This window comes from Tenacibaculum sp. M1.3A, assembly GCF_057732375.1.
Genome location: NZ_JBYJEF010000003.1, coordinates 26245 through 51225 on the forward strand (window position 1 = coordinate 26245; position 24981 = coordinate 51225).

General features: G+C 30.7%; 24 protein-coding genes. 12 read left to right on the top strand and 12 right to left on the bottom strand.

The window, feature by feature from the left end:
• Positions 1–224 precede the first annotated feature (224 nt).
• On the top strand, positions 225–1922 hold the full coding sequence (gene lysS / locus AC28QF_RS05435; RefSeq protein WP_488201211.1) for a lysine--tRNA ligase: 1698 nt from the start codon (positions 225–227) through the stop codon (positions 1920–1922).
• Between the two features lie 177 nt (positions 1923–2099).
• Here lysS and AC28QF_RS05440 read toward each other — a convergent pair whose 3' ends face one another.
• Positions 2100–2807, bottom strand: a complete 708-nt coding sequence (locus tag AC28QF_RS05440) for a hypothetical protein (protein WP_488201210.1) — start codon at positions 2805–2807, stop codon at positions 2100–2102.
• Between the two features lie 131 nt (positions 2808–2938).
• On the opposite strand from AC28QF_RS05440, the gene AC28QF_RS05445 reads away from it, so the two are divergent.
• Positions 2939–4960 carry a ComEC/Rec2 family competence protein gene (locus tag AC28QF_RS05445; protein ID WP_488201209.1) on the top strand — a complete coding sequence of 674 codons (2022 nt, stop codon included), beginning with the start codon at positions 2939–2941 and terminating at the stop codon, positions 4958–4960.
• A 46-nt stretch (positions 4961–5006) separates the two neighbouring features.
• Here the strand turns inward: AC28QF_RS05445 and AC28QF_RS05450 are convergent, their stop codons facing one another.
• From AC28QF_RS05450 to AC28QF_RS05465, 4 genes are all read right to left on the bottom strand, one after another.
• Positions 5007–5525, bottom strand: a complete 519-nt coding sequence (locus AC28QF_RS05450) for a thioredoxin family protein (RefSeq protein WP_488201208.1) — start codon at positions 5523–5525, stop codon at positions 5007–5009.
• 96 nt (positions 5526–5621) lie between these two features.
• A complete protein-coding gene (locus tag AC28QF_RS05455; protein ID WP_488201207.1) occupies positions 5622–7196 on the bottom strand; it encodes a peptide MFS transporter in 1575 nt (524 codons plus the stop codon).
• A 75-nt stretch (positions 7197–7271) separates the two neighbouring features.
• Complete coding sequence (locus AC28QF_RS05460; RefSeq protein WP_488201206.1) at positions 7272–8828, bottom strand: peptide MFS transporter; 1557 nt, start codon at positions 8826–8828, stop codon at positions 7272–7274.
• Positions 8829–8839: 11 nt separating this feature from the next.
• Positions 8840–10984, bottom strand: coding sequence for a S9 family peptidase (locus AC28QF_RS05465; protein WP_488201205.1), 2145 nt, complete (start codon positions 10982–10984; stop codon positions 8840–8842).
• Between the two features lie 142 nt (positions 10985–11126).
• Here AC28QF_RS05465 and AC28QF_RS05470 point away from each other — a divergent pair, with 142 nt between their 5' ends.
• From AC28QF_RS05470 to AC28QF_RS05480, 3 genes are all read left to right on the top strand, one after another.
• Complete coding sequence (locus AC28QF_RS05470) at positions 11127–12398, top strand: hydroxymethylglutaryl-CoA reductase, degradative (protein ID WP_488201204.1); 1272 nt, start codon at positions 11127–11129, stop codon at positions 12396–12398.
• A gap of 85 nt (positions 12399–12483) precedes the next feature.
• Entirely contained in the window at positions 12484–13434 is a 951-nt protein-coding gene (locus AC28QF_RS05475; RefSeq protein WP_488201203.1) for a GYDIA family GHMP kinase, read from the top strand.
• Between the two features lie 84 nt (positions 13435–13518).
• Positions 13519–14727: a BaiN/RdsA family NAD(P)/FAD-dependent oxidoreductase gene (locus tag AC28QF_RS05480; RefSeq protein ID WP_488201202.1), complete on the top strand. Its 1209-nt coding sequence runs from the start codon at positions 13519–13521 to the stop codon at positions 14725–14727.
• Positions 14728–14804: 77 nt separating this feature from the next.
• On the opposite strand, the gene AC28QF_RS05485 is transcribed toward AC28QF_RS05480, so the two are convergent.
• The 6 genes from AC28QF_RS05485 to AC28QF_RS05510 form a co-directional block, all read right to left on the bottom strand.
• Positions 14805–15251: a KTSC domain-containing protein gene (locus AC28QF_RS05485; RefSeq protein WP_315944423.1), complete on the bottom strand. Its 447-nt coding sequence runs from the start codon at positions 15249–15251 to the stop codon at positions 14805–14807.
• 82 nt (positions 15252–15333) lie between these two features.
• Positions 15334–15954, bottom strand: a complete 621-nt coding sequence (locus AC28QF_RS05490) for a hypothetical protein (RefSeq protein WP_488201201.1) — start codon at positions 15952–15954, stop codon at positions 15334–15336.
• Between the two features lie 55 nt (positions 15955–16009).
• Positions 16010–16294: a hypothetical protein gene (locus AC28QF_RS05495; protein WP_275316494.1), complete on the bottom strand. Its 285-nt coding sequence runs from the start codon at positions 16292–16294 to the stop codon at positions 16010–16012.
• Between the two features lie 22 nt (positions 16295–16316).
• Positions 16317–16550, bottom strand: coding sequence for a hypothetical protein (locus AC28QF_RS05500; protein ID WP_218772233.1), 234 nt, complete (start codon positions 16548–16550; stop codon positions 16317–16319).
• A 79-nt stretch (positions 16551–16629) separates the two neighbouring features.
• Positions 16630–17676, bottom strand: a complete 1047-nt coding sequence (locus AC28QF_RS05505; RefSeq protein ID WP_488201200.1) for a serine hydrolase domain-containing protein — start codon at positions 17674–17676, stop codon at positions 16630–16632.
• 12 nt (positions 17677–17688) lie between these two features.
• On the bottom strand, positions 17689–18051 hold the full coding sequence (locus AC28QF_RS05510) for a hypothetical protein (RefSeq protein ID WP_488201199.1): 363 nt from the start codon (positions 18049–18051) through the stop codon (positions 17689–17691).
• A gap of 211 nt (positions 18052–18262) precedes the next feature.
• On the opposite strand from AC28QF_RS05510, the gene AC28QF_RS05515 reads away from it, so the two are divergent.
• Genes AC28QF_RS05515 through AC28QF_RS05545 form a run of 7 tightly spaced genes read left to right on the top strand, consistent with a single transcriptional unit; the run spans position 18263 to position 24569 of the window.
• Entirely contained in the window at positions 18263–19321 is a 1059-nt protein-coding gene (locus AC28QF_RS05515) for a sensor histidine kinase (RefSeq protein ID WP_488201198.1), read from the top strand.
• A complete protein-coding gene (locus AC28QF_RS05520; protein WP_488201197.1) occupies positions 19314–20021 on the top strand; it encodes a LytR/AlgR family response regulator transcription factor in 708 nt (235 codons plus the stop codon). The genes AC28QF_RS05515 and AC28QF_RS05520 overlap by 8 nt, the downstream gene beginning before the upstream one ends.
• Positions 20022–20055: 34 nt before the next feature.
• Positions 20056–21135 (top strand): diphosphomevalonate decarboxylase, encoded by a 1080-nt coding sequence (locus AC28QF_RS05525; protein ID WP_488201196.1) that lies wholly within the window; start codon positions 20056–20058, stop codon positions 21133–21135.
• A gap of 19 nt (positions 21136–21154) precedes the next feature.
• On the top strand, positions 21155–21646 hold the full coding sequence (locus AC28QF_RS05530; RefSeq protein WP_488201195.1) for a toxin-antitoxin system YwqK family antitoxin: 492 nt from the start codon (positions 21155–21157) through the stop codon (positions 21644–21646).
• 49 nt (positions 21647–21695) lie between these two features.
• Complete coding sequence (locus AC28QF_RS05535; RefSeq protein ID WP_488201194.1) at positions 21696–22622, top strand: mevalonate kinase family protein; 927 nt, start codon at positions 21696–21698, stop codon at positions 22620–22622.
• A 9-nt stretch (positions 22623–22631) separates the two neighbouring features.
• Positions 22632–23549 carry a geranylgeranylglycerol-phosphate geranylgeranyltransferase gene (locus AC28QF_RS05540; protein WP_488201193.1) on the top strand — a complete coding sequence of 306 codons (918 nt, stop codon included), beginning with the start codon at positions 22632–22634 and terminating at the stop codon, positions 23547–23549.
• 42 nt (positions 23550–23591) lie between these two features.
• Positions 23592–24569: a pseudouridine synthase gene (locus AC28QF_RS05545; protein WP_488201243.1), complete on the top strand. Its 978-nt coding sequence runs from the start codon at positions 23592–23594 to the stop codon at positions 24567–24569.
• Positions 24570–24608: 39 nt separating this feature from the next.
• On the opposite strand, the gene AC28QF_RS05550 is transcribed toward AC28QF_RS05545, so the two are convergent.
• Complete coding sequence (locus AC28QF_RS05550; RefSeq protein ID WP_488201192.1) at positions 24609–24980, bottom strand: heavy-metal-associated domain-containing protein; 372 nt, start codon at positions 24978–24980, stop codon at positions 24609–24611.
• Between the last annotated feature and the right edge of the window lies 1 nt (position 24981).

The window sequence follows — 24981 nt, forward strand, 5'->3', positions numbered from 1 at the left end:
GGGAAGCTTTCCATTGGTTAACAAAACCATGACACTATTTAAAGTGCCTAACAACACAACTAAATGCTACCTTTAAAAAAAAGCAGCCTGCAAATATACAACCTTTTTTCACTCTACCAAACTTTTTTGATTTTTTTACAAAAAACACGAATTTGTTTAGCGTTGTTTAATTCTGCAATTGATTGTATCTTTGCGGATTCATTAAAAATTATAAAAAACAACCCATGCAATTATCAGAACAAGAAGTTGTACGTAGAGAAAAGTTAGGAAAACTACGTGAATTAGGTATTAATCCGTACCCTGCTGATTTATTTCCATTAGATTCTAATTCGAAAGTTATTAAAAACGAGTTTGAAGAAGGAAAAAAAGTGGTAATTGCTGGTAGATTAATGAGTCGTCGTATTCAAGGAAAAGCATCGTTTGCCGAATTACAAGATAGTGAAGGACGTATACAGGTTTATTTTAATCGCGACGAAATTTGTGCCGGAGATGACAAAACTTTATACAACGAAGTATATAAAAAATTATTAGACATTGGTGATTTCATTGGTATTGAGGGTGAATTATTCACGACTCAAGTTGGTGAAAAAACAGTAATGGTAAAAGGGTTTAAATTATTAAGTAAATCTTTAAAACCATTACCTTTACCAAAGGTGGATGCCGAAGGAAATACATTTGACGGATTTACAGATCCTGAGATGCGTTACCGTCAGCGTTATGCCGATTTAGTGGTAAATCCACATGTAAAAGAAGTTTTCGTAAAGCGTACGAAGTTATTTACCGCTATGCGTAACTTTTTTAACGATGCTGGTTATTTTGAAGTTGAAACTCCGATTTTACAACCAATTGCTGGTGGTGCTTCTGCAAGACCATTTATGACACATCACAATGCTTTAGATGTACCTTTATATATGCGTATTGCTAACGAATTATATCTTAAAAGGTTAATTGTTGGTGGTTTTGATGGTGTGTATGAGTTTTCTAAAAACTTTAGAAATGAAGGAATGGATAGAACTCATAACCCTGAATTTACAGCGATGGAAATTTATGTAGCCTACAAAGACTACAACTGGATGATGGATTTTACAGAGAAGTTATTAGAACATTGTGCAATTGCTGTAAACGGAACAACAGAAACAACTTTTGGAGAACATAAGGTTGATTTTAAAGCGCCGTATGCAAGAGTTACCATGGCAGATTCTATAAAACATTTTACTGGTTTTGATATTATCGGTAAATCTGAAAGTGAGCTTTTTGAAGCTGCTAGAGAAATGGGAATTGAGGTTGATGAAACCATGGGTAAAGGAAAATTAATTGATGAAATGTTTGGTGAAAAATGTGAAGGAAATTACATTCAGCCTACTTTTATTACTGATTATCCGAAGGAAATGTCACCTTTATGTAAAGAACACAGAGATAATCCTGAATTAACAGAGCGTTTTGAGTTAATGGTTTGTGGTAAAGAAATTGCCAATGCATATTCTGAATTAAACGACCCAATTGATCAACGTGAGCGTTTTGAAGCGCAACTTAAATTAGCTGAACGTGGTGATGATGAAGCTACCGAGTTTATAGATCATGATTTTTTACGTGCTCTAGAATACGGAATGCCTCCTACGTCTGGTTTAGGAATTGGTATGGACCGTTTGATTATGTATTTAACTAACAATGCATCGATACAAGAAGTGTTATTTTTCCCTCAAATGAGACCTGAGAAAAAAGCGCCTTCTGTTGAATTAAACGACGATGAAAAAGCAGTGTTGGCTTTGATTGAAAAAGCTGAAAAGATTGCTTTAAATGATTTAAAAACACAATCTGGTTTATCTAATAAGAAATGGGACAAAACTATTAAAGGTTTAACTAAAAACAAATTAGCTAAAGTTGAAAAAACTGACGAAGGTTTATTTGTTGAAATAGCATAATACCTTTTTAAATATATTAAAAAAGCAACCTTATTTAGGTTGCTTTTTTGGTTTGTAAGATATCAGAACAAGTTAAATATATCCCAATTAACAACCAGTATCACCAATTGTTAATTCAAAATTTTGTTGTACTGATTTTCCAACACTATTTTTTGCAGGTATCCATTTGGGCATTTGCTATAGTAATTGTTCTATTGCTTTATCAATTGATATAATACCTGAAGATTCTACAATATTTACATTAATTGCGTCTCCATTTTCATCAATCATAAAAGTAGCAGTAGCACTTTGTGTTGGATTAAACTTCCAATTCTTAATTTCTGTAGAACTATTGTTTGTTAAATAAGATTCTAAAGCGTTTTCTGCTCCTTTAAAACGAGCCGAAACATCTGGAACAACAGTTAAAATCTTTTTTATCTCACTTGTATTTAAAGAATTATTTGCTGCGTTTTTAGTCTTATAAACAATTTTAACTCGTAAATCATCTCCAACTTTAGCGTTTCTAAAAAGTGCTTGTTGTTTTAGATCTAAAACAATACTCTTGCATACTTCTTTAATCTCTTTGTTGTTCGTTACTCGAGTAATTTCTATGAATACGTATTCTTCAATCCAACTAGTAGGATAGTGTTCAAATACTACTTTTAACGTTTTTACGTTACTTAATTCACCTTCTGTTATTGTTTTGTTATTCGCCCCTCTTACATAGTATGTCAGTTTTCTTACAGGTGCTGATTTTAAAATAGTATTTTCAAAACCTGTAGAAATTGCATCTGCAGATGCTACTGAAGTAATTCCTTTTTTTGTTTCCTTTTTGTTTACAAATCCGAGAACAACAAAACTTATTATCATTACTAAAATTGCGGCAACGGTTATTCTTGTTTTCATAATCTACTATTTTAAGATGCTATACCACAAATATACACTTGCATCTCTAAGTTACTGAAAATGAAATGTAAAAAAAGTGTGAAAAGGTATCTTAAATCTAACTAATTATTTTTCATTAACTTTAATGAGTTATGAAAAAGTTGTTACAATATTCTCCTTTCCATTTTTTAAGCTGTTTAATAATCGGAATTGTTTTACAGTTTTACACGAACTTATGGAGTTTTGATTTCAACTTTTTAATTGTTTTTATTTTCTTTTTTTTACTTCTATTATATCTATTAAAGAGAAATAACAACCGTAAATTATTTTCTTTTGTTACACTTTTGTTTTTTGTAGTTATTGGAGTTTCTACTTCATTCATACACAATCCTAAAAATAATGATAACTACTATCAACGTCATATTAATGACAACTCAGGAGTAATTGTAAAAATTCATAAAGTTCTAAAATCAGGAAATTATAATCATAAATTTATTGCTAATGTAATTCAGGTTGATACTAAAATAACAAGCGGAACTATTTTATTAAACCTAAAAAAAGACAGCATAGCAAGAGTTTTAAATGTTGATGATCGTATCTTTTTGAAATCAGAGTTTAAAAACTTAGCTGATCCTTTAAACCCACATCAATTTAATTACAAAGATTATTTAGCAAAGCAATACATCTATCAACAAGTTTTTATCCTAAAAAAAGAATACAAAAGGTTAGAAAAAGGAACTGTTTCTATTTATGGATTATCAGCTCAATTCAGAAATAAGGTTCAAACTTCTTTAAAAAAACACTCTTTTAACAAAGATGAACTTTCGGTGATTAATGCCCTGTTATTAGGACAACGACAAGACATTTCTAAAAACCTTTTGGAAAGCTATATCAATGCCGGTGCCGTTCATATTTTAGCAATTTCAGGTTTGCATATCGGAATTATCTTACTCGTATTATCATCGTTATTTAAACCTTTAGAACGATTAAATCATGGCGTAATCCTAAAAGCTCTTCTAATCGTTATTTTACTATGGATGTTTGCTTTTATCGCAGGCTTATCGGCTTCTGTTGTTAGAGCAGTTACTATGTTTACTTTTATTGCTGTTGGTGCCTCTTTTAAAAAGAAAAGAATCGTAGAATATTCGTTAATCAGTTCGATGTTTTTCTTATTATTAATCAAACCTTTATTTTTGTTTGATGTAGGATTTCAGTTGAGTTACCTCGCTGTTTTCGGAATTATTTGGGTACAACCCCTACTCTATAAATTATGGAAACCTAAAATTTGGTTGCTCGATAAAATTTGGAGTTTACTTACAGTTTCTGTTGCCGCTCAAGTAGGAATATTACCAATTAGCTTGTATTATTTTCATCAGTTTCCTGGACTTTTTATACTAACAAACATATTAATTATTCCGTTTTTAGGTGGAATTTTAATTGGCGGAATCTTAGTAATACTGCTTGCGTTGTTAAATTTACTTCCGCAGATTTTTGTTGATATTTACGGGTTCGTTATTTCTTTAATGAATAAAGTAGTCGATTGGGTTTCGAATCAAGAAGGGTTTCTATGGCAAGAAATATCGATGTCTTTTTACGAAATGATTGGTTGGTATATTATAATCGTATTTGCGTATCAATTCATTATTATCAAAAAAACAACACAATTATTATTTTTACTAGCATCCATAGTTATGCTACAAACTGTTTATATTTTCGAAAAAAAGAACCGAGAACAAAAACAAGAAATTATAGTTTTTAATAAAAGCAGAAAAAACCTGGTAGGCATAAGAAACGGAAAACAATTACATATTTTTCACAACCTAGATAGTCTTAAAGTAATTAATGATAAAGCAATTATAGATTATCGGATAAATGAGAATATAAACAGTTACTCTATCAATAAAACACTTAATTATTTTAAGTTTAATTCTGATGATATTTTAATAGTTGATAGTTTAGGTGTTTACAATATTACCATTAAAAACCCTATTGTACTACTACAAAATTCTCCCAAAATTAATTTAACTAGACTCATAAACAACTTAAAACCAATACAAATAATTGCTGATGGCAGTAATTACAGCAGTTATATAGACAGATGGCAATTTACTTGTAAAAAGCAAAAAATTCCGTTTCATCACACAGGACAAAACGGAGCTTATATATTAAAATAACTGTAAGCAGATTACATGGTTCCTCGTAGTGACGAACTGTTATTGTTTAGATTGAGCCTTTAAAGTTCTTTGAGAACTTTGCCCACTTCGTATTCTTATAATTATCTTTTGCAAAGTAAGCTAAAACCATTTCGAATTTCTTTTCATCTAAATATCCAGGAACTGTTTGAATTAATTGTTCTTCTGCGCTAAAAAAAGCGGTAGAAGGATAACTCATTTGTCCTTTCATAATTGTTGCAGCCAATTCATGATATTTACTTCTTCCTTGCTGAACAAACTTATATGTTTTTCCTTTAAAACTGATATCTTCCTTACCTTCACCATCCATTTTTACGGCATAAAAGTTATCATTTATAAACTTTACAATTACATCGTTTTTGTAGGTAGTTTTATCCATTTTTTTACACCAACCACACCAGTCTGTATATAAATCGACTAAAATTGGCTTTGGTGTTTCTTTATTCTTCTCTATCGCTTCTTCAAAAGTTAACCAATTAACTTCTTGCTGTGCTTTTACACCAACTGAAATAAATGCGAATACGGCTATTAAAATTAATTTCTTCATGCTTCTTAGGTCTCAATAAGTATTCCAAATTTACAAAAAAACCTATCAAGTTTTTATTCTTGATAGGCTTTATATATATTTTAACGTTTGTAAAAATTATTTTACTCCGTGCATTAGCTTTTTCATTAAAGGATTTAAACCTGCGATAATTAAACCTGCTACAATTGGTATAATTGTAAAAATTAAGAAAAAACCAGAGATAGAATATGCCTTTTCAATATCTTCAATATAACTACCTACAGTACCGGCTAATTTATTACCCATTGCTATAAATAAATAATAAACACCAAACATAAAGCCAATCCATTTTGCTGGTACTAACTTACTAATATATGATAAACTTACAGGTGAAATACATAACTCACCCATAGTGTGGAATAAATAAGCTGCAATTAACCAAAACATACTTACTTTAACGATAGGTTCTCCTGCTACAATACTTTGAGACCCCATTGATAAAAACCCAAAACCTAAACCTAGTAATAATAATCCTAATCCGAATTTTAAAGGTCCAGACATATTGTATTTACTTTCCCACCACTTAGAAAAGAATGGTGCTAACGTTATAATAAACAAAGAATTTAAAATACCAAACCAAGTTGCAGGTACCTCAACACTTTCTTGAGAAAAATCTCTTTGAATTTTCCAACCTACAATACCCCATATCACAATAAAACTTAAAGATAAAACAATGTTACCTAATGCATATTTTGCGAATGTTTTTTTGAATAATAAATACAATACATATGTAATAATACCCAATGGTAAAATTGTTAGTAAAGCATCAACATATTTAAAAATAGTACCATAAGTTCCAGTTAAATTTCTTTGAGTATATTCTCCTGCAAAAATTGTCATAGAACCACCAGCCTGTTCAAAAGCCGCCCAGAAAAACACAGTAAAAATACAAAATACTCCTACTGCTATTAATCTATCAATTACAACTCTCTGAGGTGTTTTTTCTTCAGTATTTTTCTCTACTAAATCTTGATCGCCATCCTTTCCTATCTCCTCTAAAGTAATCTCTTTTAATTGTTTTGGTGAAAGACCGATATTACCAAAAATATTTTGTGTAAAGTAGAATTGTAACATTCCAATAAACATAAAAATACCTGCTAAACCAAAACCTAAAGACCAAGAATAGTTTTCTCCAATATAACCACATAACATGATTCCTAAAAATGCACCTGCGTTTACTCCCATATAAAAAATAGAATAAGCTCCATCTTTTTTACCTTCATGATCTTTATACATATTAGATATAATTGATGTCATATTAGGTTTGAATAAACCATTACCAATCATTAAACAAGCTAAACCAACATATAACATCATTGGTGTTTCGAAAGCCATTGCTCCATGACCTAGCGTCATGATTAAAGCTCCAATAATTACAGCCCACCTGTAACCTAAAAGTTTATCGGCTATAAGTCCACCAAAAACAGGAGTTAAATAAACCCCCATTGTATAAGTTCCGTATAATGATAAGGCTTCTGCTTTTGCCCATCCAAAACCACCATCTGTTATAGAACTAATTAAAAATAAAACTAATAATGCACGCATTCCGTAATACGAGAAGCGTTCCCACATTTCAGTAAAAAACAGCACAAATAACCCTGCTGGATGCCCTAATACTTTGTCTTTAAATAGATTTTCAATATCTGTACTCATGTTTAAAATATAAATTTTAATAAAAATAAAAAGCATTGTAACAATAATTATTACAATGCTTTTACAAGTTCTTTTTTAGTTATTTTCCGCTAATTCGAAGCCTTCAGTTTGCTCACTACTTAAATCTCTTTCTCTTTCTTCTGCTCCATGTGTTAAACGCTTTAGAGGTTTTAACATTACTATAAACAATAATCCTATTATTACTGTAAAAATTAAAATCCCTGAAAATATAGTTAACTCACCAAACTCAGATGCAGACTCACCTATAATACCAGCTACTTTGTTACCTAGACCTGTGGCAGCAAAATAAACTCCCATCATTAAAGCTGCGTATTTTACTGGCGCTAATTTTGTAATGAATGATAAAGCTACTGGTGAAATACATAATTCACCTATCGTATGAAATAAGTATGCTAATACTAACCAAACCATACTAGAAGTTCCTGATTCTTCAAATTGCATTGCAGCAAATACCATAAAAAGAAAACCAAACCCCATTATAATAATACCTAAAGCCATTTTTAATAAAGAAGAAGCTTCTTTTCCTTTCAACTTTCTTTTAGCCCAAAAACTTGCAACACCGGTTGCAAATAAAATAATAAATCCTGCATTTAAACTCTGAAACATTACTGTTGGAATTAACCATCCAAATAAATTTCTATCAGTATTGGTTTCTGTATATAAATTCATTAAACCTCCAGCTTGCTCGAATGCTCCCCAAAAGATAATAACCATTATAAAAGATAATAAAAGAACTAAAAAGCGGTCTTTAAACACCTGTGTATCTAACTCTTTGTAAATCATCATTAACAATGCAGTTATTGCGGTTAAAAACATAAATAACAATCCATAGCCCCAACCTAATTTATACCATCCTAAAAACGACGCAACTAATAACAACCCTGTAAAAAGCAATTGTTTAGGTGAACTAAATAATTTAGAATACAATTGCCCGTATGAAATTGAGTTTTCATCATTTTCACTTGGTACGAAATTACCAACTTCCGTTAAGTATTTTTGCCCGTATATATAATTTATTAATCCTAAAACCATCACGATACCTGCTAAACCAAAACCAGCATGCCATCCCCATTTAGCGACCACTAAACCTATTACCATTGTTGCTAAAAGAGAACCTAAGTTTATCCCTATATAAAAAATAGAAAATCCTTTATCCCTTCTAATGTCTCCTTCTTTGTATAATCCACCTACCATTGTAGAAATATTAGGCTTTAATAAACCTACTCCTAAAATAACGAGACCTAATCCTGTATAAAAAGCCCAAGGATCAGTTAAAATTAAAACCCCATGCCCTATACATAATATAATTGCTCCTAATAAAACCGATTTTTTTTGGCCTAATATTTTATCCGCTATCATTCCTCCTGGAATTGACATTACATAAACAAGCATAGTATACCATCCGTAAAGAGCAAGTGCTTCTTTACTTGTCCATCCTAAACCTGCTCCTCTAGGATCATCCCCCATAGATGATGTTGTCATATACAAAACTAATAACGCTCTCATACCATAGTAAGAAAAGCGCTCCCACATTTCTGTTAAAAATAAAATATACAAACCTACTGGTTGCCCAAAAAGTTCTTTTTCATGTGCTTGTTTAACTGTGTTCATATTTTATATTTTTATAAGTTCTTTTTAATAAAATTTGTCATTTTCGTATACAAGTGTATACGCGTATTACCACCGTAAATTCCGTGGTTTTTATCAGGATACACTCCCCATTCGAATTGCTTATTGGCTTGTATTAAAGCTTCTGCCATTCTAAATGCATTTTGCACGTGTACGTTATCATCAGCTGTACCATGAATTAACAAGTACTTTCCTTTTAGTAGTTCTGGATAATTTAATGGAGAGTTCTCATCATAACCTGTAGGATTCTCTTCAGGTGTTTGCATGTAACGCTCAGTATAAATACTATCATAAAAACGCCAAGTAGTTACAGGAGCAACCGCTATTGCTGCCGCAAATACATCGTTTCCTTTTAAAATACAGTTAGTACTCATAAAACCACCGTACGACCATCCCCAAATTCCAATTCTATTTGCATCTACATATGATAAGTTTGCTAATTCTTTAGCTACCGCTATTTGATCTTCAACTTCGTATTTACCTAATTGCTTTTGAGTGATTTTTTTAAAATCTCTACCCTTTAAACCTGTTCCTCTACCATCAACACAAACAATCATGTAACCGTTTTGAGCCAACATTTGGTGCCAATAATCGTTAGATCCGTTCCAACTATTTGATACATTTTGAGATCCTGGCCCAGAATATTGATACATTAATACTGGATATTTTTTATTTGAATCGAAATTAACAGGCTTTATTGTATACATATTTAAGTCGTTTCCGTTTATATTAATGGTAGAAAACTCTTTTTCACTTAAATTATATCCTGCAATAACTTCTTTTAAAGCTGCATTGTCTTTTACTATTTTTAATACTTTACCCGTATCGTTTCTTAAAGAATATACATTTGGCGTATTCGCATCAGAAAATGTATTTATAAAATAATGCATGTTCTTACTAAACGATGCGCTATTTGTTCCTAAAGGATTACTTATTATATTTTTATTCTCACCCGTTAAAGAGACACTATAAACACCTCTATTTATAGATCCGTTTTCTACTGATTGATAGTAAATTGTTTTTTTATCAGCATCAAAACCATAATAAGAAGTTACCTCCCAGTTTCCTTTTGTTACCTGATTTATTAATTCACCTTTATTATTGTAGTGATAAATATGATTGAAACCATCTTTTTCACTCGTCCAGATAAAACTATTATCATTTAAAAATGTTAAATCGTCCGTTACATCCACATAAGCTTCATCCGTTTCTGTTAATATTAATGTAGTATCATATGTTTTAGCATTAATAAAATACATTTTCAAATCATTTTGATGACGATTTAAAGTACGTACCGCTAAAATGTTACCATCCTTTGTCCAATTAATTCTAGGGATGTATTCATACTCTCCGAAAATAATTTTAGCAGTTCCGTTAGTATCTAAAGAATACACATGTAAGGTAACTTTCGCATTATCTTCTCCTGCCTTTGGATATTTAAAAACATCTTGAGTTGGGTATTTTCCTTTACCATAAACATCCATAGAAAATGTTTTTACAGCACTTTCATCAAAACGTAAAAAAGCTAGATTGCTTCCGTCAGCACTCCATTCAAAAGCACGCACAAATCCAAATTCTTCTTCGTAAACCCAGTCGGTAATACCATTTATAATTTTATTTTTCTCACCGTCTTTTGTTATTTGAACAATTGTATTGCTAGAAAAATCTCTAATAAATAAGTTATTGTCTTTTGCATAGGCAACTCTTTTGCTATCTGGCGAAAAAGTTGGTCGCTGAATATCTTCTCCTATTAACTTTAATGTTTTTGAAGCGATATCATATACATAAAATGTACCTAAGAAAGAACGACGGAATATTGGTTTGAAGTTTGTTCCTAAAATCAACTTCGTTTCATCACTATTAAAACTATATGATCTAAATGTATTTAAACCATTTAAATCTTTACTATTAACAATTGTTTCAACTTTTTCTAAAGTTTTATAATTGTATTTATCTACCGACGAATTTCCGTTTTCGTAATTTAATAAAGAATAAAAATCATCATTCATTGAGTTTAATGAATTCATGTAATCGGCTCTAAATGTGCCTTTTTTCCAAATATCTTCTAAAGAAATATCTTTTTTCTGTGCTTGTAACAGCGAAGATAATCCTATGAAAAGCAGTAATATTTTTTTCATCTTAAGTTGTTGTTTATCTAAAAAGTTTGCCAAGTTTACGGAAAAATCGCCATAAAACACATCAAAAAAGTTAGAAATACTAAATATGAAAGCTATTTTAACAAGATTCATTTATCTTTGAGCCACCTAAATTTTATAGACAATGTCTAAAATTATTACTGGATTTTCTAAACTTACTAAAGAGGAAAAAATAAATTGGTTGGCTAAAACTTATTTTAACAACCAACCAGAAATTACACAAACACTAAAACAGTATTGGAATGTAGATGAAAAATTACAACAACTACATGACGATTTTATAGAAAATACGCTTTCTAATTTTTACATGCCGTATGGTATTGCTCCTAACTTTGTAATAAACAATCGCGATTATGTAGTGCCGATGGTTATTGAAGAAAGTTCGGTTGTTGCAGCAGCTTCGTTAGTTGCAAAATATTGGAGTACGCGCGGTGGTTTTAAAACTGAAGTTATTGCTACCACCAAAATCGGACAAGTACATTTTATGTATGAAGGTGATAAGACGGAATTAGAAAACTATTTTGATCAACAAAAATCTAAATTATACGACGCAACAGCTTCCATTACAAAAAACATGGAAAAACGCGGTGGAGGTATTTTAGACATTCAATTAGTTGATAAAACTAATAAACTTGCAAATTACTACCAGTTACATGTTACTTTTGAAACAAAAGATAGCATGGGCGCGAATTTTATTAATTCGTGTTTAGAAGCAATGGCTAATCAGTTTAGACGTGATGATATTGAAATCGTAATGAGCATCCTTTCTAACTACGTTACAGATTGTGTGGTTAAAGCAGAAGTGAGTTGTAAAATAGAAGATTTAGGAGGTAAAGACCCTCATAAATTTGCACAGAAATTCGAGCAAGCGGTAAAAATAGCCGAAATAGAACCTTACCGAGCCGTTACTCACAACAAAGGAATTATGAACGGTATAGACGCCGTTGTTTTAGCTACCGGTAATGACTTTAGAGCGATCGAAGCTGGTGCACATGCCTACGCTTCTAAAGACGGACAGTATAAAAGTTTAACACATTGTGAAATTAAAGAAGGCATTTTTAAATTTTGGATTGAAATTCCTTTAGCACTCGGAACCGTTGGTGGTTTAACAGCTTTACATCCGATGGCAAAATTATCGTTAGATATGCTGCAAAAACCATCTGCAAGAGAATTAATGCAAATTATTGCTGCTGCTGGTTTAGCTCAGAATTTCGCTGCATTACGCGCTTTAACAACTAAAGGAATTCAGCATGGACACATGAAAATGCACTTGCAAAACATTTTAAATCAATTAGAAGCAACTGCAGAAGAAAGAGATACTATAACTGCTTATTTTGATAAAAGTACCGTTTCTCATAGCGCTGTAGTTGATAAATTTAAAGAGTTAAGAAAATAGTATTAATTGTCTCCTCGAGCGCAGTCGAGAGGTCAGATTACAAACATTAAAAGAGGTCTCGACTGCGCTCGACCTGACAATTGTATTGGGAAAATATTATTCTAACGGAAAATTATTATTAACAGGTGAATATGTAGTTCTTGACGGAGCAACATCTTTAGCGGTGCCTACTAAGTTTGGTCAAGATTTAATTATCGAACCGATAAAAGAATCACAACTTATTTGGGCTAGCTTTACTAATACAGGCGAATGCTGGTTTGAAGCTACTTTCGATTTACCAAAGTTGCGTTTAACCTCAGCTACTTTTAATGCTGATAAACAAGGAAATGCGGAAGTTATTGCAGAAACCTTATCTGATATTTTACATGAAGCTAAAAAGTTAAATCCTGATTTTTTAAATTCTGACGGTGGTTTTATTGTAAAAACGAACTTAACTTTTCCTCAGAATTGGGGATTAGGAAGCTCATCTACATTGATAAACAACATTGCTAATTGGGCAAATGTGAATCCGTTTACCTTATTATGGAATGCCTTTTCTGGTAGTGGGTATGATATTGCTTGCGCTAGTAATAACAACCCTATCTTATATCAATTAAAAAAGAACCTCTCGACTGCGCTCGAGATGACACCTATTGTTAGTGAGGTAAAATTCAACCCCGATTTTAAAGATGAGTTGTTTTTTGTGTATTTAAATCAGAAGCAAAATAGCAGAGAAGGAATCGCACAATATAAAGAACATCGAGAAGAAGCTAAAAAGCTAATTCCGGAAATAAATGAGCTAACTCAAGAGTTTTTAAAGGCTAATTCTTCTAAGAGTTTAGCTAAAATAATAATTGAGCATGAGCAAATAATTAGCTCAATTATTAAACAAACTCCAGTTAAAAAACGTCTTTTTCCTGATTATTTCGGTGAAATAAAAAGTTTAGGTGCTTGGGGTGGCGATTTTGTTTTAGCTGCGGGTAATGAAAATACCTCAACATATTTTAAAGAAAAAGGCTACAATACAATTGTTCCTTACAAAGAAATGATTTTATAAATCAAAACAGGTCTCGACTGCGCTCGACCTGACAAGTTAATCTTAAAATGTCTCCTCGAGTGCAGTCGAGAGGTTTTTCTACAAATGAAAAAAGTAATTATAATTGGCGGTGGTGCAGCAGGTTTTTTCACGGCTATAAACGCTAAAGAAAATAATCCTGAATTAGACATTACCATTCTCGAAAAAGGAAAGGAAGTTTTACAAAAAGTAAAAATTTCTGGTGGTGGTCGTTGTAACGTTACTCATGCTTGTTTTGAACCTAAGGAACTTGTAAAATTTTATCCGAGAGGAGAAAAAGAATTACTAGGACCTTTTCATCAGTTTATGACTGGTGATACTTTTGAATGGTTTGACAACAGAGGAATTCCTTTAAAAATTGAAAGTGATAATCGTGTTTTTCCTGAAGCAAACACCTCACAAGCCATTATAGATTGTTTTCAGAATGCTGTTGATAACCTTGGTATTACGGTGTTAAAAAATCACGGTGTAAATTCAGTTTATCAACAAGAAAACAAGTGGGTTATCAACACAAAAGAACAACAATTTGAGGCTAATTCTTTAGTTATCGCCGCGGGTAGTTCTAAGAAAGTTTGGGATTTATGTAAAACCTTAGACCATGCGATTATAGAACCTGTGCCTTCTTTGTTTACTTTTAATATAAAAGATAAACGAATTATCGATTTAGGCGGAATATCAGTGCCAAATGCCGGGGTAAAATTAGTGGGAACAAATCTAGAAAACTCAGGACCTTTATTAATTACGCATTGGGGATTAAGCGGACCCGCAATTTTAAAACTCTCTGCTTTTGGTGCACGAATTTTAGCTGATAAAAACTATCAATACAATGTTGAAGTAAATTGGTTAGGACAAGATTTTGATAGTGTTTTAGATGAATTATCTGATCTTAAAAACGCACAAGCCAGAAAACAAGTGAATTTAAAATCACCTTTTGCAGATATTCCTCGTCGTTTATGGGAACGTTTTGTTGCAGCTGCAGAAATTAAAACGGCTCAGAATTGGGGCGATTTAAGTAATAAACAATTAAATAATTTAGCTACTCAATTAACAAAAGGATTGTTTAATGCAAACGGTCGTACAACTTTTAAAGATGAATTTGTAACGGCTGGTGGTGTAGATTTAAAAGGAATAAACTTTAAACGTTTTGAAAGCAGACTACATAAAAACCTCTTTTTTGTAGGTGAAGTTTTAAATATTGATGCCGTTACTGGCGGATTTAATTTTCAAAACGCTTGGACAGGCGGATATATTTGTGCGAAAAGCATTGCTGAATAACATTATTTTACACATAAAAAAGACCATTTACTAAACATAGTAAATGGTCTTTTTTAATAATATCGTTTAATTTTATATTAAACTGTAGCTGACGCTTTCATTGATTTTCTGTAGGTAAAAGAATTAAAAATATTTCTTTTTCCGAAGTTATTTATCGATTTAGCGTTTAAAAATTTTAAGAACATTTTTTTAGTAACTCCAAAATACTCGTAGGTATTTCCATCAGTAAAAGTAACTTCTAACAACATACTTTTATGGTGATAATCAGCTACTTTAAACTCAGTAATAGTGGTGTGATATGCTGCTGCATTTGCTTCTTTAGTTTCAGGAGCAATACTTACTAAAAAATGATAACCATCAATAATTTTAGTACTTACATCTTCTGCCTCTAACCTCTTTTCTTCTTCCTGAAATTTATCTGGGTGCCATTCTTTTACCAATCCTCGGTACGTTTTTTTCAAGTCCTTTAAATCGATAGCTCCTTCAACACTAAAAAGCTTTTTATATTCTTTAATACGTTTCATTTGTATGAAATAATTTAGCCTGCGAAATTACTTAAAATATCTGAATATGAGACCGAAAGCTATTTAAATTTCAAAAAAATATTTAATAGCTCATAACGGTACCAAAATACAATAACTGAAATGTCTTAACATCTAAAAGCAAACAGTTCATTGCCATCATAATGCCATAATTAGATTTATCATAAAAACGATATTCAAAATAATCTAATTCATTTTCATCAAAATCATAAAAAACATCATTTGTTTTAAAGTGGCCATTATAAAAATTATCAAGCTGAGATAATTTATGCACATTAATTTTAACGGCATGATTATACAAACTATCTATTTTAGTTTTTAACTTCATTCCTTTAAAACTTAAATCTTTGTCGTTTTTAAACAAGATGTTTTTATAAAAATCTCGCGTTAGCATATCGTATAAAACTTGCTCGGTATTTACCTCTTTCTGAATTACTTCTATATATTTTGAAACATTGTTTGATAATCTATTAAACTCTGCAATTTTTATTTTTGTGTTCTGAAACATTAATGGTTTTGCCAATGCCTGTTTTTCAAAAAAAGAAGTTCTACCAGCTATTAATTCGTTGTTTATTCGAATTGCTTCTGTTATTGATTTATGTGCTGTATATGTGGAGAATTTATGCTGCGAAAACCCAGCAATAGACATTAAAAGTGTCGTACAAAAAAGAAGACTACCTTTCATAACATTTTTTGTTTGAAAGATAGTCAATTTTATAACAGTTTTTTAAAAACAAAGATTATTCCTCTTCGTAACAATTAAAAACAATTGTGTAACCGTACTCAATTGCTTCTTCATAAAATTCTTTTTGATCTTCGTCAACATCATCTGCAGAATCTAAAGTAAAATATTCTTCTTCTATTTCTGATACTTTCCAACCTTCATCTTTTATGTAATGCTTTGCTAATTTAAGAGCTCCTTCGATATCTTTATAATCGATATATAAGCTTACATAAGCTCCTACAACTTCATTATAATGTTCTGACGATTTTTTTGGTTTTGCTAAAGCGTTTATTAAAAACATAATTTTATTTTATTTAAATTAATTAAGCTAATTCCCCTCTATGAGGCTTTAAAGCGTCTCTAAAAATTTTCATATCACTTTCATCTACTACAATAAAAGCAATGGTGTGCATTGGGTTTAACTCCGTATGATTTACCTCATAATACGTTAAACTATCTATTTGTGCAAATTCTTTTAAATGAATACAATGGTGTTTTGCGGTTGCTAAACCATCTGGGCCTTTAAAATCCCATATTAACTTTATTTTCCTACTCATATCAACACTTATTTACAAACACAAAAATACCCATTTCTGTGCTAAAAATGGGCATTAAAATAAACTAACCAGAAAACGATTATTTTTTTTGATTAATTGTGTATTGATATGATTTAAAAAGCTGAATTAATCTTTGTGACGATGATCCTGAAGAAGCATTAAAAGTAAATGAAATAGTAAGTTTTAATTCCGGAATATATGCCGCCATCGATCTAAAACCATCAATAGCGCCATCGTGGCCATAAACAGTTAAGCCGTTAAAATCACTTACCGAAATCCCCATACCCATTTCATCTTTAGGGGCAATCATCAACTGCATACTTCTCTCTGAGAACAGTTTACCTGTAAAAAGCGCATTATAAAAAACACTTACTTCGTTTGCGGTTGCTGTAATTCCGCCCGCTCCCATGGTTCCTAATAAATTTGTATGAAAAGTTATTGGATGCCATTTATTGTTTTCTGGGTAGTAACACATTGCTTCGTTGTTAGAAAAGTCAATATCTTTTCCGAATGCGGTTTTAGATACTCCTATTTTTTCGGCGATTCTATTTTGAATAATATCTGCAAATGTTTCCTTATCTACATCTTCTGCTATATATGCTAATAAAATATAATTAGAATTAGAATACTCAGTTATAGAATTTGGCGTAAATAAGCTTTGATACTCTTTGATTTTCGCAATCACTTTTGCTCTATCTCGAGGTTCGCTAATCCAAACTTCAAAATTTTTATCAGTTGTTATATTAAAGATTCCGCTACGGTGATACAGCATATCAGAAATTGTAATATTCTCTGAATTAGGAATCACAGGGAAGAAATCTTTTAGTTTCGTATTTAAAGAAAGTTTACCTTCATCTACCAACTGTAATATAAGTGTTGCTGTATATGTTTTACTAATAGAGCCTATTCGGAATTTTGTTTCAGAATTGTTTTTTTTATTTAAATTGATATTTGAATAACCAATAGACTTTGTATAAAACTCTTTTCCTTCTTTAAAAATAGAAACAGTTCCCATTGCCTTTTTTTCTTTTTCTAGTGATGCTAAATAATCGTCTAAATTCTGATTTTTTGCGCAACTTAAAAAAGAACACACAACCATCATAATAATTAAAAATTTCTTTTTCATACTATTATAATTTTAGTGTTTATTATTTTTTAATATTAAACCGATAAGCCCCAATCTTGTTATTAAGAACACAAACATTCCTAAAGAAGGAGAAAGTAACCCGATTTTTAAACCTCCAGCTAAGACAGCAGGATGAACACTTGTTGCTCTAGAAATAGCATCAAAGGCTTCAATCATCCCCATCATAAACCCGAAAAAACCATAAACTAACGCAAATAAACTTATATGTTTTATTAGTAAAACTACTTTATCATTTTCAGCGCTTCTTAAGAAGGCTTTTATAATTAAAGCAATGCAGGTAATTAACATAAATAATAATGGGTACATAAACATTGTTCCGCCATCTTGTAATAAATTGATAATTAAAAAATTCATATTAGTAAGTTTTAAAGTTATTATGATTCAAAAGTATCTTTAAAGCTTATACCTTTCTATTTATTTCGATAATTGCAAAGAAAAAAACCGTAAACAACAAGTTTAAAGCATATTTTAGTAAAAATAGGTAAATTGGTATTCTACCTACAAATAAGCGAATTTTATCTCAAAAAAACATAAAACAACGTAAAAAAGTAGATATTGCAAGCGTATGAAAAAACGACACTTTATACCTAAATTTATTATAGAAACAGTAATCCATCTTTTATTTTGGATAGCCGTATATTTATTTTATACTTATTTTTTAGGTTATGGAAGTGAAAACATCGCATACATAAATCGTTTTTCGCTGTTCTTAATGCCAATTACTATTGGTAGTAGTTATTTTTTTTATTTTTATTTAATCCCTAAATATTTACTTCTTAAAAAACAGCAACTATTTATTTTATATACTGCGTACACTTTTATAATTTCTTTCTTTTTTATTCTTGTATCGATATTTTATGGCTTAGTTTTTTCTGACAACTTAAAAACAGGCGATGGCACACCAATTACAAAAGGGCTTATATTTATAACTTTAGCAGTATATTTTATTTTTTTTGTTGCAATTAGTATTGGATTAATTATAAATAATTACAAGTCTGTATTAAAAAACGAAGACTTAAAAAACAAATTCTTAGCAACGCAACTACAACTAAAAGAACAAGAATTAAAGTTTTTAAAAATGCAAATTCATCCACATTTTTTATTCAACACTCTTAATACTTTATATGGTTTTGCTTTAAAAAAGTCTGATGAAGCTCCTGATATGATTTTAAAACTTTCTAATTTATTAGATTATATTTTATATCAGGTAGAAAAGCCATTAGTGTTTTTAAATGATGAAGTTAATCATATTGAAGATTATATCTCGTTAGAAAAAATGCGCTTTCAAGATAGTTTATTCGTGAGTTTTGATAAAGAAATACATCAAGAAAACATTCAAATTGCCCCGATGTTATTATTGCCATTTGTAGAGAATTCTTTTAAACATGGAGCACAAGTAGATGCTGTTCTAAAAGTTGACATCAAATTAAAAACAGCTAACAATTTACTTTTTTTTGAAATAAAAAATTCAACAAAAAACAATACGTCATCAAAAAAAGGAATCGGGCTAGAAAATATAAAAAAACGATTAGAGATGCTATACGGGAAATCGTATCATTTAGATATTTCACAAACAAAAAACAGTTTTAGAGTTGAATTAAAAACGCCTTTAAAAAATGATTGATAAATTACGCTGTGTTATTGTTGATGATGAACCTATGGCTAGAGAAATAATAGCTTCATTCATTGAAAAAACACCAAACTTAGAGCTTATTAAAATGTGTAAAAATGCTGCTGAGGCAATTATTTTTATGCAAAATGAATCTGTAGATTTATATTTCTTAGATATTAATATGCCCGAAATTACAGGCTTAAGTTTAGCAAAAATTATCAATAAAAAATCTAAAATAATTTTCACAACTGCTTATAGAGATTATGCCGTAGACGGATTTAATTTAAACGTGGTAGATTATTTATTAAAACCAATTGCTTTTGATCGTTTCTTACAAGCTACTCAAAAAGTGCTAGATATAAACACCCCTAAAATCATCGAAAAAACTAAAGAAATTAAGTCTGATTATATGTTTGTAAGAGCAGACAGAAAGATGGTTAAAATAAACTTTAGCGATGTTTTGTATATAGAAAGTCTAGGCGATTATGTAAAAATATTTACCGAAACAAACACAGTTGTTACGAGAGAAAGTATTAGTAATTTAGAATTAAAAATGCCTTTAAATAATTTTATTCGAATTCATAGATCGTACATCGTATCTACAAAGCAAATAACCTCTTATACAAACGAATTTATTGAGATTAGTAAAAAGGCAATTCCTATAAGTAGAAGCTACAAAGAATCCGTTTTACAAAAATTAGCAAAAGTGTAGTCTAAATTTTATCTTTACAGCAAAATTTAAACCTTTGAATACAGCACTTTTTATTTCAAAAGAATCAAATAAAACAATTGAAAAAGCTACATATACATGGCAAACACCAAGTAATATCGCTTTAGTCAAATATTGGGGAAAAAGCAATCCGCAAATTCCCAAAAATGCATCGATAAGTTTTACACTTAACAACTGCCATACAATTACTACGATTGAGTTTTTAAAAATTGAAAAATCAAGCGAAGCAAAATTCGAATTGTTTTTTGAAGGAAAAAAGAAGGATGATTTTAAACCAAAAATTGCTGAATTTTTTAAGCGAATAGAAAAATACTGCCCTTATATTTTAGAATATAAAATGGTGATTTCTTCAGAGAATTCTTTTCCTCACAGTAGCGGAATTGCCTCTTCTGCAAGCGGAATGAGTGCTATTGCAATGTGTTTATTAAACCTTGAAAAAGAATTAAATTCTGATTTAACAGACGAATTTATTAACAAAAAAGCTTCTTTTTTAGCCCGTTTAGGCTCTGGTAGTGCCAGTAGAAGTATTGAAGGTCCTTTGGTTGTTTGGGGAGAACACCCAGAAATTGAAGGAAGTTCAGATTTATTCGGAGTAAAATTTCCATATAAAATACACCCCATTTTCGAAAACTATTGCGATACTATTTTATTGGTTGATAAAGGAGAGAAACAAGTTTCATCTACAGTTGGTCATAACTTAATGCACAACCATCCGTATGCCGAACAACGCTTTACACAGGCAAACGAAAATTTATCTAAAATATCTACTATTCTTCAAAACGGAGACATAAAAGAGTTTATTAATTTAGTTGAAAGTGAAGCATTAACGTTGCATGCAATGATGCTTACAAGTAACCCGTATTTTATATTAATGAAGCCTAATACGTTAGAGGTGATTAATAAAATTTGGGAATACAGAGCGCAAAACAACAGTAATATTTGCTTTACTCTCGATGCAGGAGCAAATGTTCATATACTTTACCCTAATACAGAAAAGACTGAGGTAGAACATTTTATTAAGAACACCTTAGCTATTTACTGCCAAAAAAATCAGTATATTTGTGATAACACGGGTTTTGGCGCAAAAACCCATTAACCTTAAACTCCCTATTATCATGAGAACATTAACACTATTAATAGTTATGTTTATTGGGTTTTTATCAACCACAGTAACAGCACAAACCATTTGGCTTGATGATAACTGGCAAGAAACATCAAAAGAAAGTCACGAATATTATAGACCAATTCCTAAAGCAATCAATAACGGATTTTGGATTATTGATTATTATAAAAATGGTCAGGTTCAAATGGAAGGGTACAGTAAAAATAAAGAACTTAATAAAGAAATGTTTGACGGCCTTGTTATGTATTACCATGCTGATGGTAAACTTTTTCATAAAGCTAATTACCTAAGTGGTAAATTAGACGGTGACCGCAAAGTATTTTACAAAACTGGCGAGCTTAAAGAGCAAGGAAAATATACAAACGGACAAAGAGATGGTGTTTGGAAAACCTTTTATAAAAACGGAAAAATAGAAACAAAAGGAAAGTACCGCGATAATGAAAAAGTTGGTGTTTGGAAAACTTTCTACAAAAACGTATACTAGTTTGTAAACTAGTACTTTTACTTGTACTTTTGCTAAGCAATTAAAATTTATGAAAGGACCTTTATTTTACGCAAAAATATTACTCTTCGGAGAATATGGAATCATAAAAGATTCTAAAGGACTAGCGATTCCTTTTAACTCATATAAAGGTGTGTTAAAATCTGCTAGTAATTTAACTGGTGAAGCTAAAAAATCGAATGCTAATTTAATTAAGTTCTATAATTACTTAAATAGCTTAAATTCTGATTTAGTTTCTTTTGACTTACTTTCATTTAAAAATGATATTGATAACGGCATGTACTTCGATTCATCTATACCACAAGGATATGGTGTGGGAAGTTCTGGTGCTTTAGTTGCTGCAATCTACGATCAATATGCAAATAATAAAATTACTGTCTTAGAAAACCTAACACGCGATAAACTATTAATATTAAAACAAGTTTTTTCTTTAATGGAATCTTTTTTCCACGGAAAAAGCTCAGGATTAGATCCTTTAAATTCATACTTAAGTTTACCTATTTTAATCAACTCAAAAGAACATATAGAGCCAGCAGGTATTCCATCTCAAAAAGAAGGAAAAGGTGCCGTTTTCTTACTAGACTCCGAGCAAGTTGGTGAAACTGAACCAATGGTAAACATCTTTATGAATAAGATGAAAAACGAAGGATTTCGTAAAATGTTAAGCGAAGAATTTTCTTTACATACCGATGCTTGTATTGATGATTTCTTACTAGGTGATATAAAATCATTATTTGGTAACGTAAAAAAATTATCGAAAGTAGTTTTAACAAACTTCAAACCGATGATTCCTTCTGCTTTTCATAAAGTTTGGGAAAAAGGAATTCAAACTAACGAATACTACTTAAAACTTTGTGGTTCTGGTGGTGGTGGTTATATTTTAGGTTTTACTGAAGATTTCGAAAAAGCTAAAACAAGCTTAAAAGATTATAAATTAGAATTGGTGTATAGATTTTAAAATACTACGATGAGTATATTAAAAGTTAATACGTTTCTAAAAAAAATAGTTAGCCTTCTATCAGTCGTTAGGGGTTATAACATTTTAGTACTAATAGCAGCCCAATACTTGGCTGCTATTTTTATTTTCTCTGATCAAAAATCTGTAAAACCAGTACTTTTCGATTGGCATCTACTTTACTTAGTTATTGCTACGGTAGCTACTGTAGCCGCAGGGTATATCATCAATAATTTTTACGACAAAAAATCTGACCAAATAAATAGACCTATAAAATCTAACTTAGACTCTTACATAAAACAAGAAACTAAATTATCGTTATACTTTACCTTAAACTTTATAGGTTTTGGTTTTGGCTGGTTAGTATCTTGGAGAGCTGCTTTCTTTTTTGCTATATATATTTTCGGGATTTGGTTTTATTCTCATAAATTAAAAAAAAATCCTTTTATTGGTTTACTGAGCGTTACTGTTTTAACAATACTTCCTTTTTTTGTGGTTTTTGTGCATTTTAAAAACTTTTCGAAAGTAATTTTTGTGCACGCAATCTTTCTTTTTCTAATTATAATGATTCGTGAATTAATCAAAAACTTAGAAAACATTAAAGGAGCTATAATCAACAACTACAATACTTTCCCTATTAAATACGGAGAAAAAAATACCAAAAAATTAATCATCTTATTAATGGTTTTAACCTTAATTCCGATAAGTGTTTTATTTTACTACCCTGCAATCGAGTACATGAAATATTATTTTTACTTAGCAGCTCTTGTTTTGTTCTTTATAGGTTTTTACACCTGGAAAGCAACAAAAACGGATCAATATCGCCTATTGCACAACATTTTAAAGATATTATTGTTAATAGGAGTATTTAGTTTACTTTTTATTGATAAGTCTTTAATTCTAGACAAAGTAGTTATCGCTTTAGATTAGAAATCAAATAATTACCGTACATTTGCACCCTTTTAAAATTTAATTATGAATTCAAAAAACTCGTCGAGAGGACGACAGGCTGATAGGAACAGCAATCCTCGTGAAAAAAAATCATTTAGATCTGATAACAGGTCTGAAAGAACCGATAGATCTGACAGAAGCGACAGGAATGAAAAAACCGATAGACCCGTTAGAAAATCATCTGAAAAACCAAGATTTGCAACTAGCTCTTCTGACAACAAAAAACAATTTAATAGAGACCTTAAAAAATCAGCTGCTAATAAGCAAAAGCAAACTAGCTCTGATGATACTGCAGGAATTCGCTTAAACAAGTATATTTCTAATTCAGGAATTTGTTCTCGTAGAGAAGCCGATACTTATATTGAACACGGAAGTGTTTTTGTAAACGGAAATTTAATGACACAAATGGGCTACAAGGTACAACCTACCGATGAAGTTCGTTTTGATGGTACTTTAATTTCAATCGAAAAGAAACGTTATATCTTATTAAACAAGCCAAAAAACTATATTACTACCATGGAGGATGATCGTGGTCGTAAAACAGTTATGGAACTTGTAGATAACGCTACCAAAGAACGTATTTATCCTGTTGGAAGATTAGATAGAAATACTACTGGTTTGTTATTGTTTACAAACGATGGTGAGTTAGCTAAGAAATTAACACACCCAAAACATGATGTACGTAAACTTTATCATGCTTCTTTAGATAAAAAACTATCAATATCTGATTTAGATAAATTACGTGGTGATGTTATTATTGAAGGTAAAAAAGTTTTTATTGATGCCGTTTCTTATGTAGAAGGTGAAAGAAAAACAGAAGTTGGTATTGAAATACACTCTGGAAGAAACAGAATTGTACGTAAAATATTTGAAAACTTCGGATATGCAGTAACAAAACTAGATCGTGTTGTTTTTGCAGGTATGACTAAACGTAATTTACCTCGTGGTAGATGGCGTGAGTTAACCGATTTAGAAGTTAATTCTTTAAAAATGTTATAAATAAAAAAATCCCGAGTTTAAAACTCGGGATTTTTTTATTTACTTCTTTTCTTTTTTATGATCGTCTTGTACCTCTTCATTTCGATACTTACAACAACCGTGTAAACCATCGTAAGCTTCTTTTGTTGCTTTTACTGCTTTCGTATCATGACCAACATTTGCTACATTTTGCTGAATCGTTTTAACATCCGTCTTACGTTCATCAATAATTAATTTTAACTCATGTGTTTTTACATTCCACTGCGCATATTTTACACCTTTACTATTTAAAGCTGCCTTTTCAATACGTCCTTTACACATCATACAAACACCGTCTACATCAATAGATATCTTGGCATTCTTCTTCTTTTCTTGCGCTGATAAAGATATACTCATCAACAAAACCGTTATTACTAATACTATTTTTTTCATC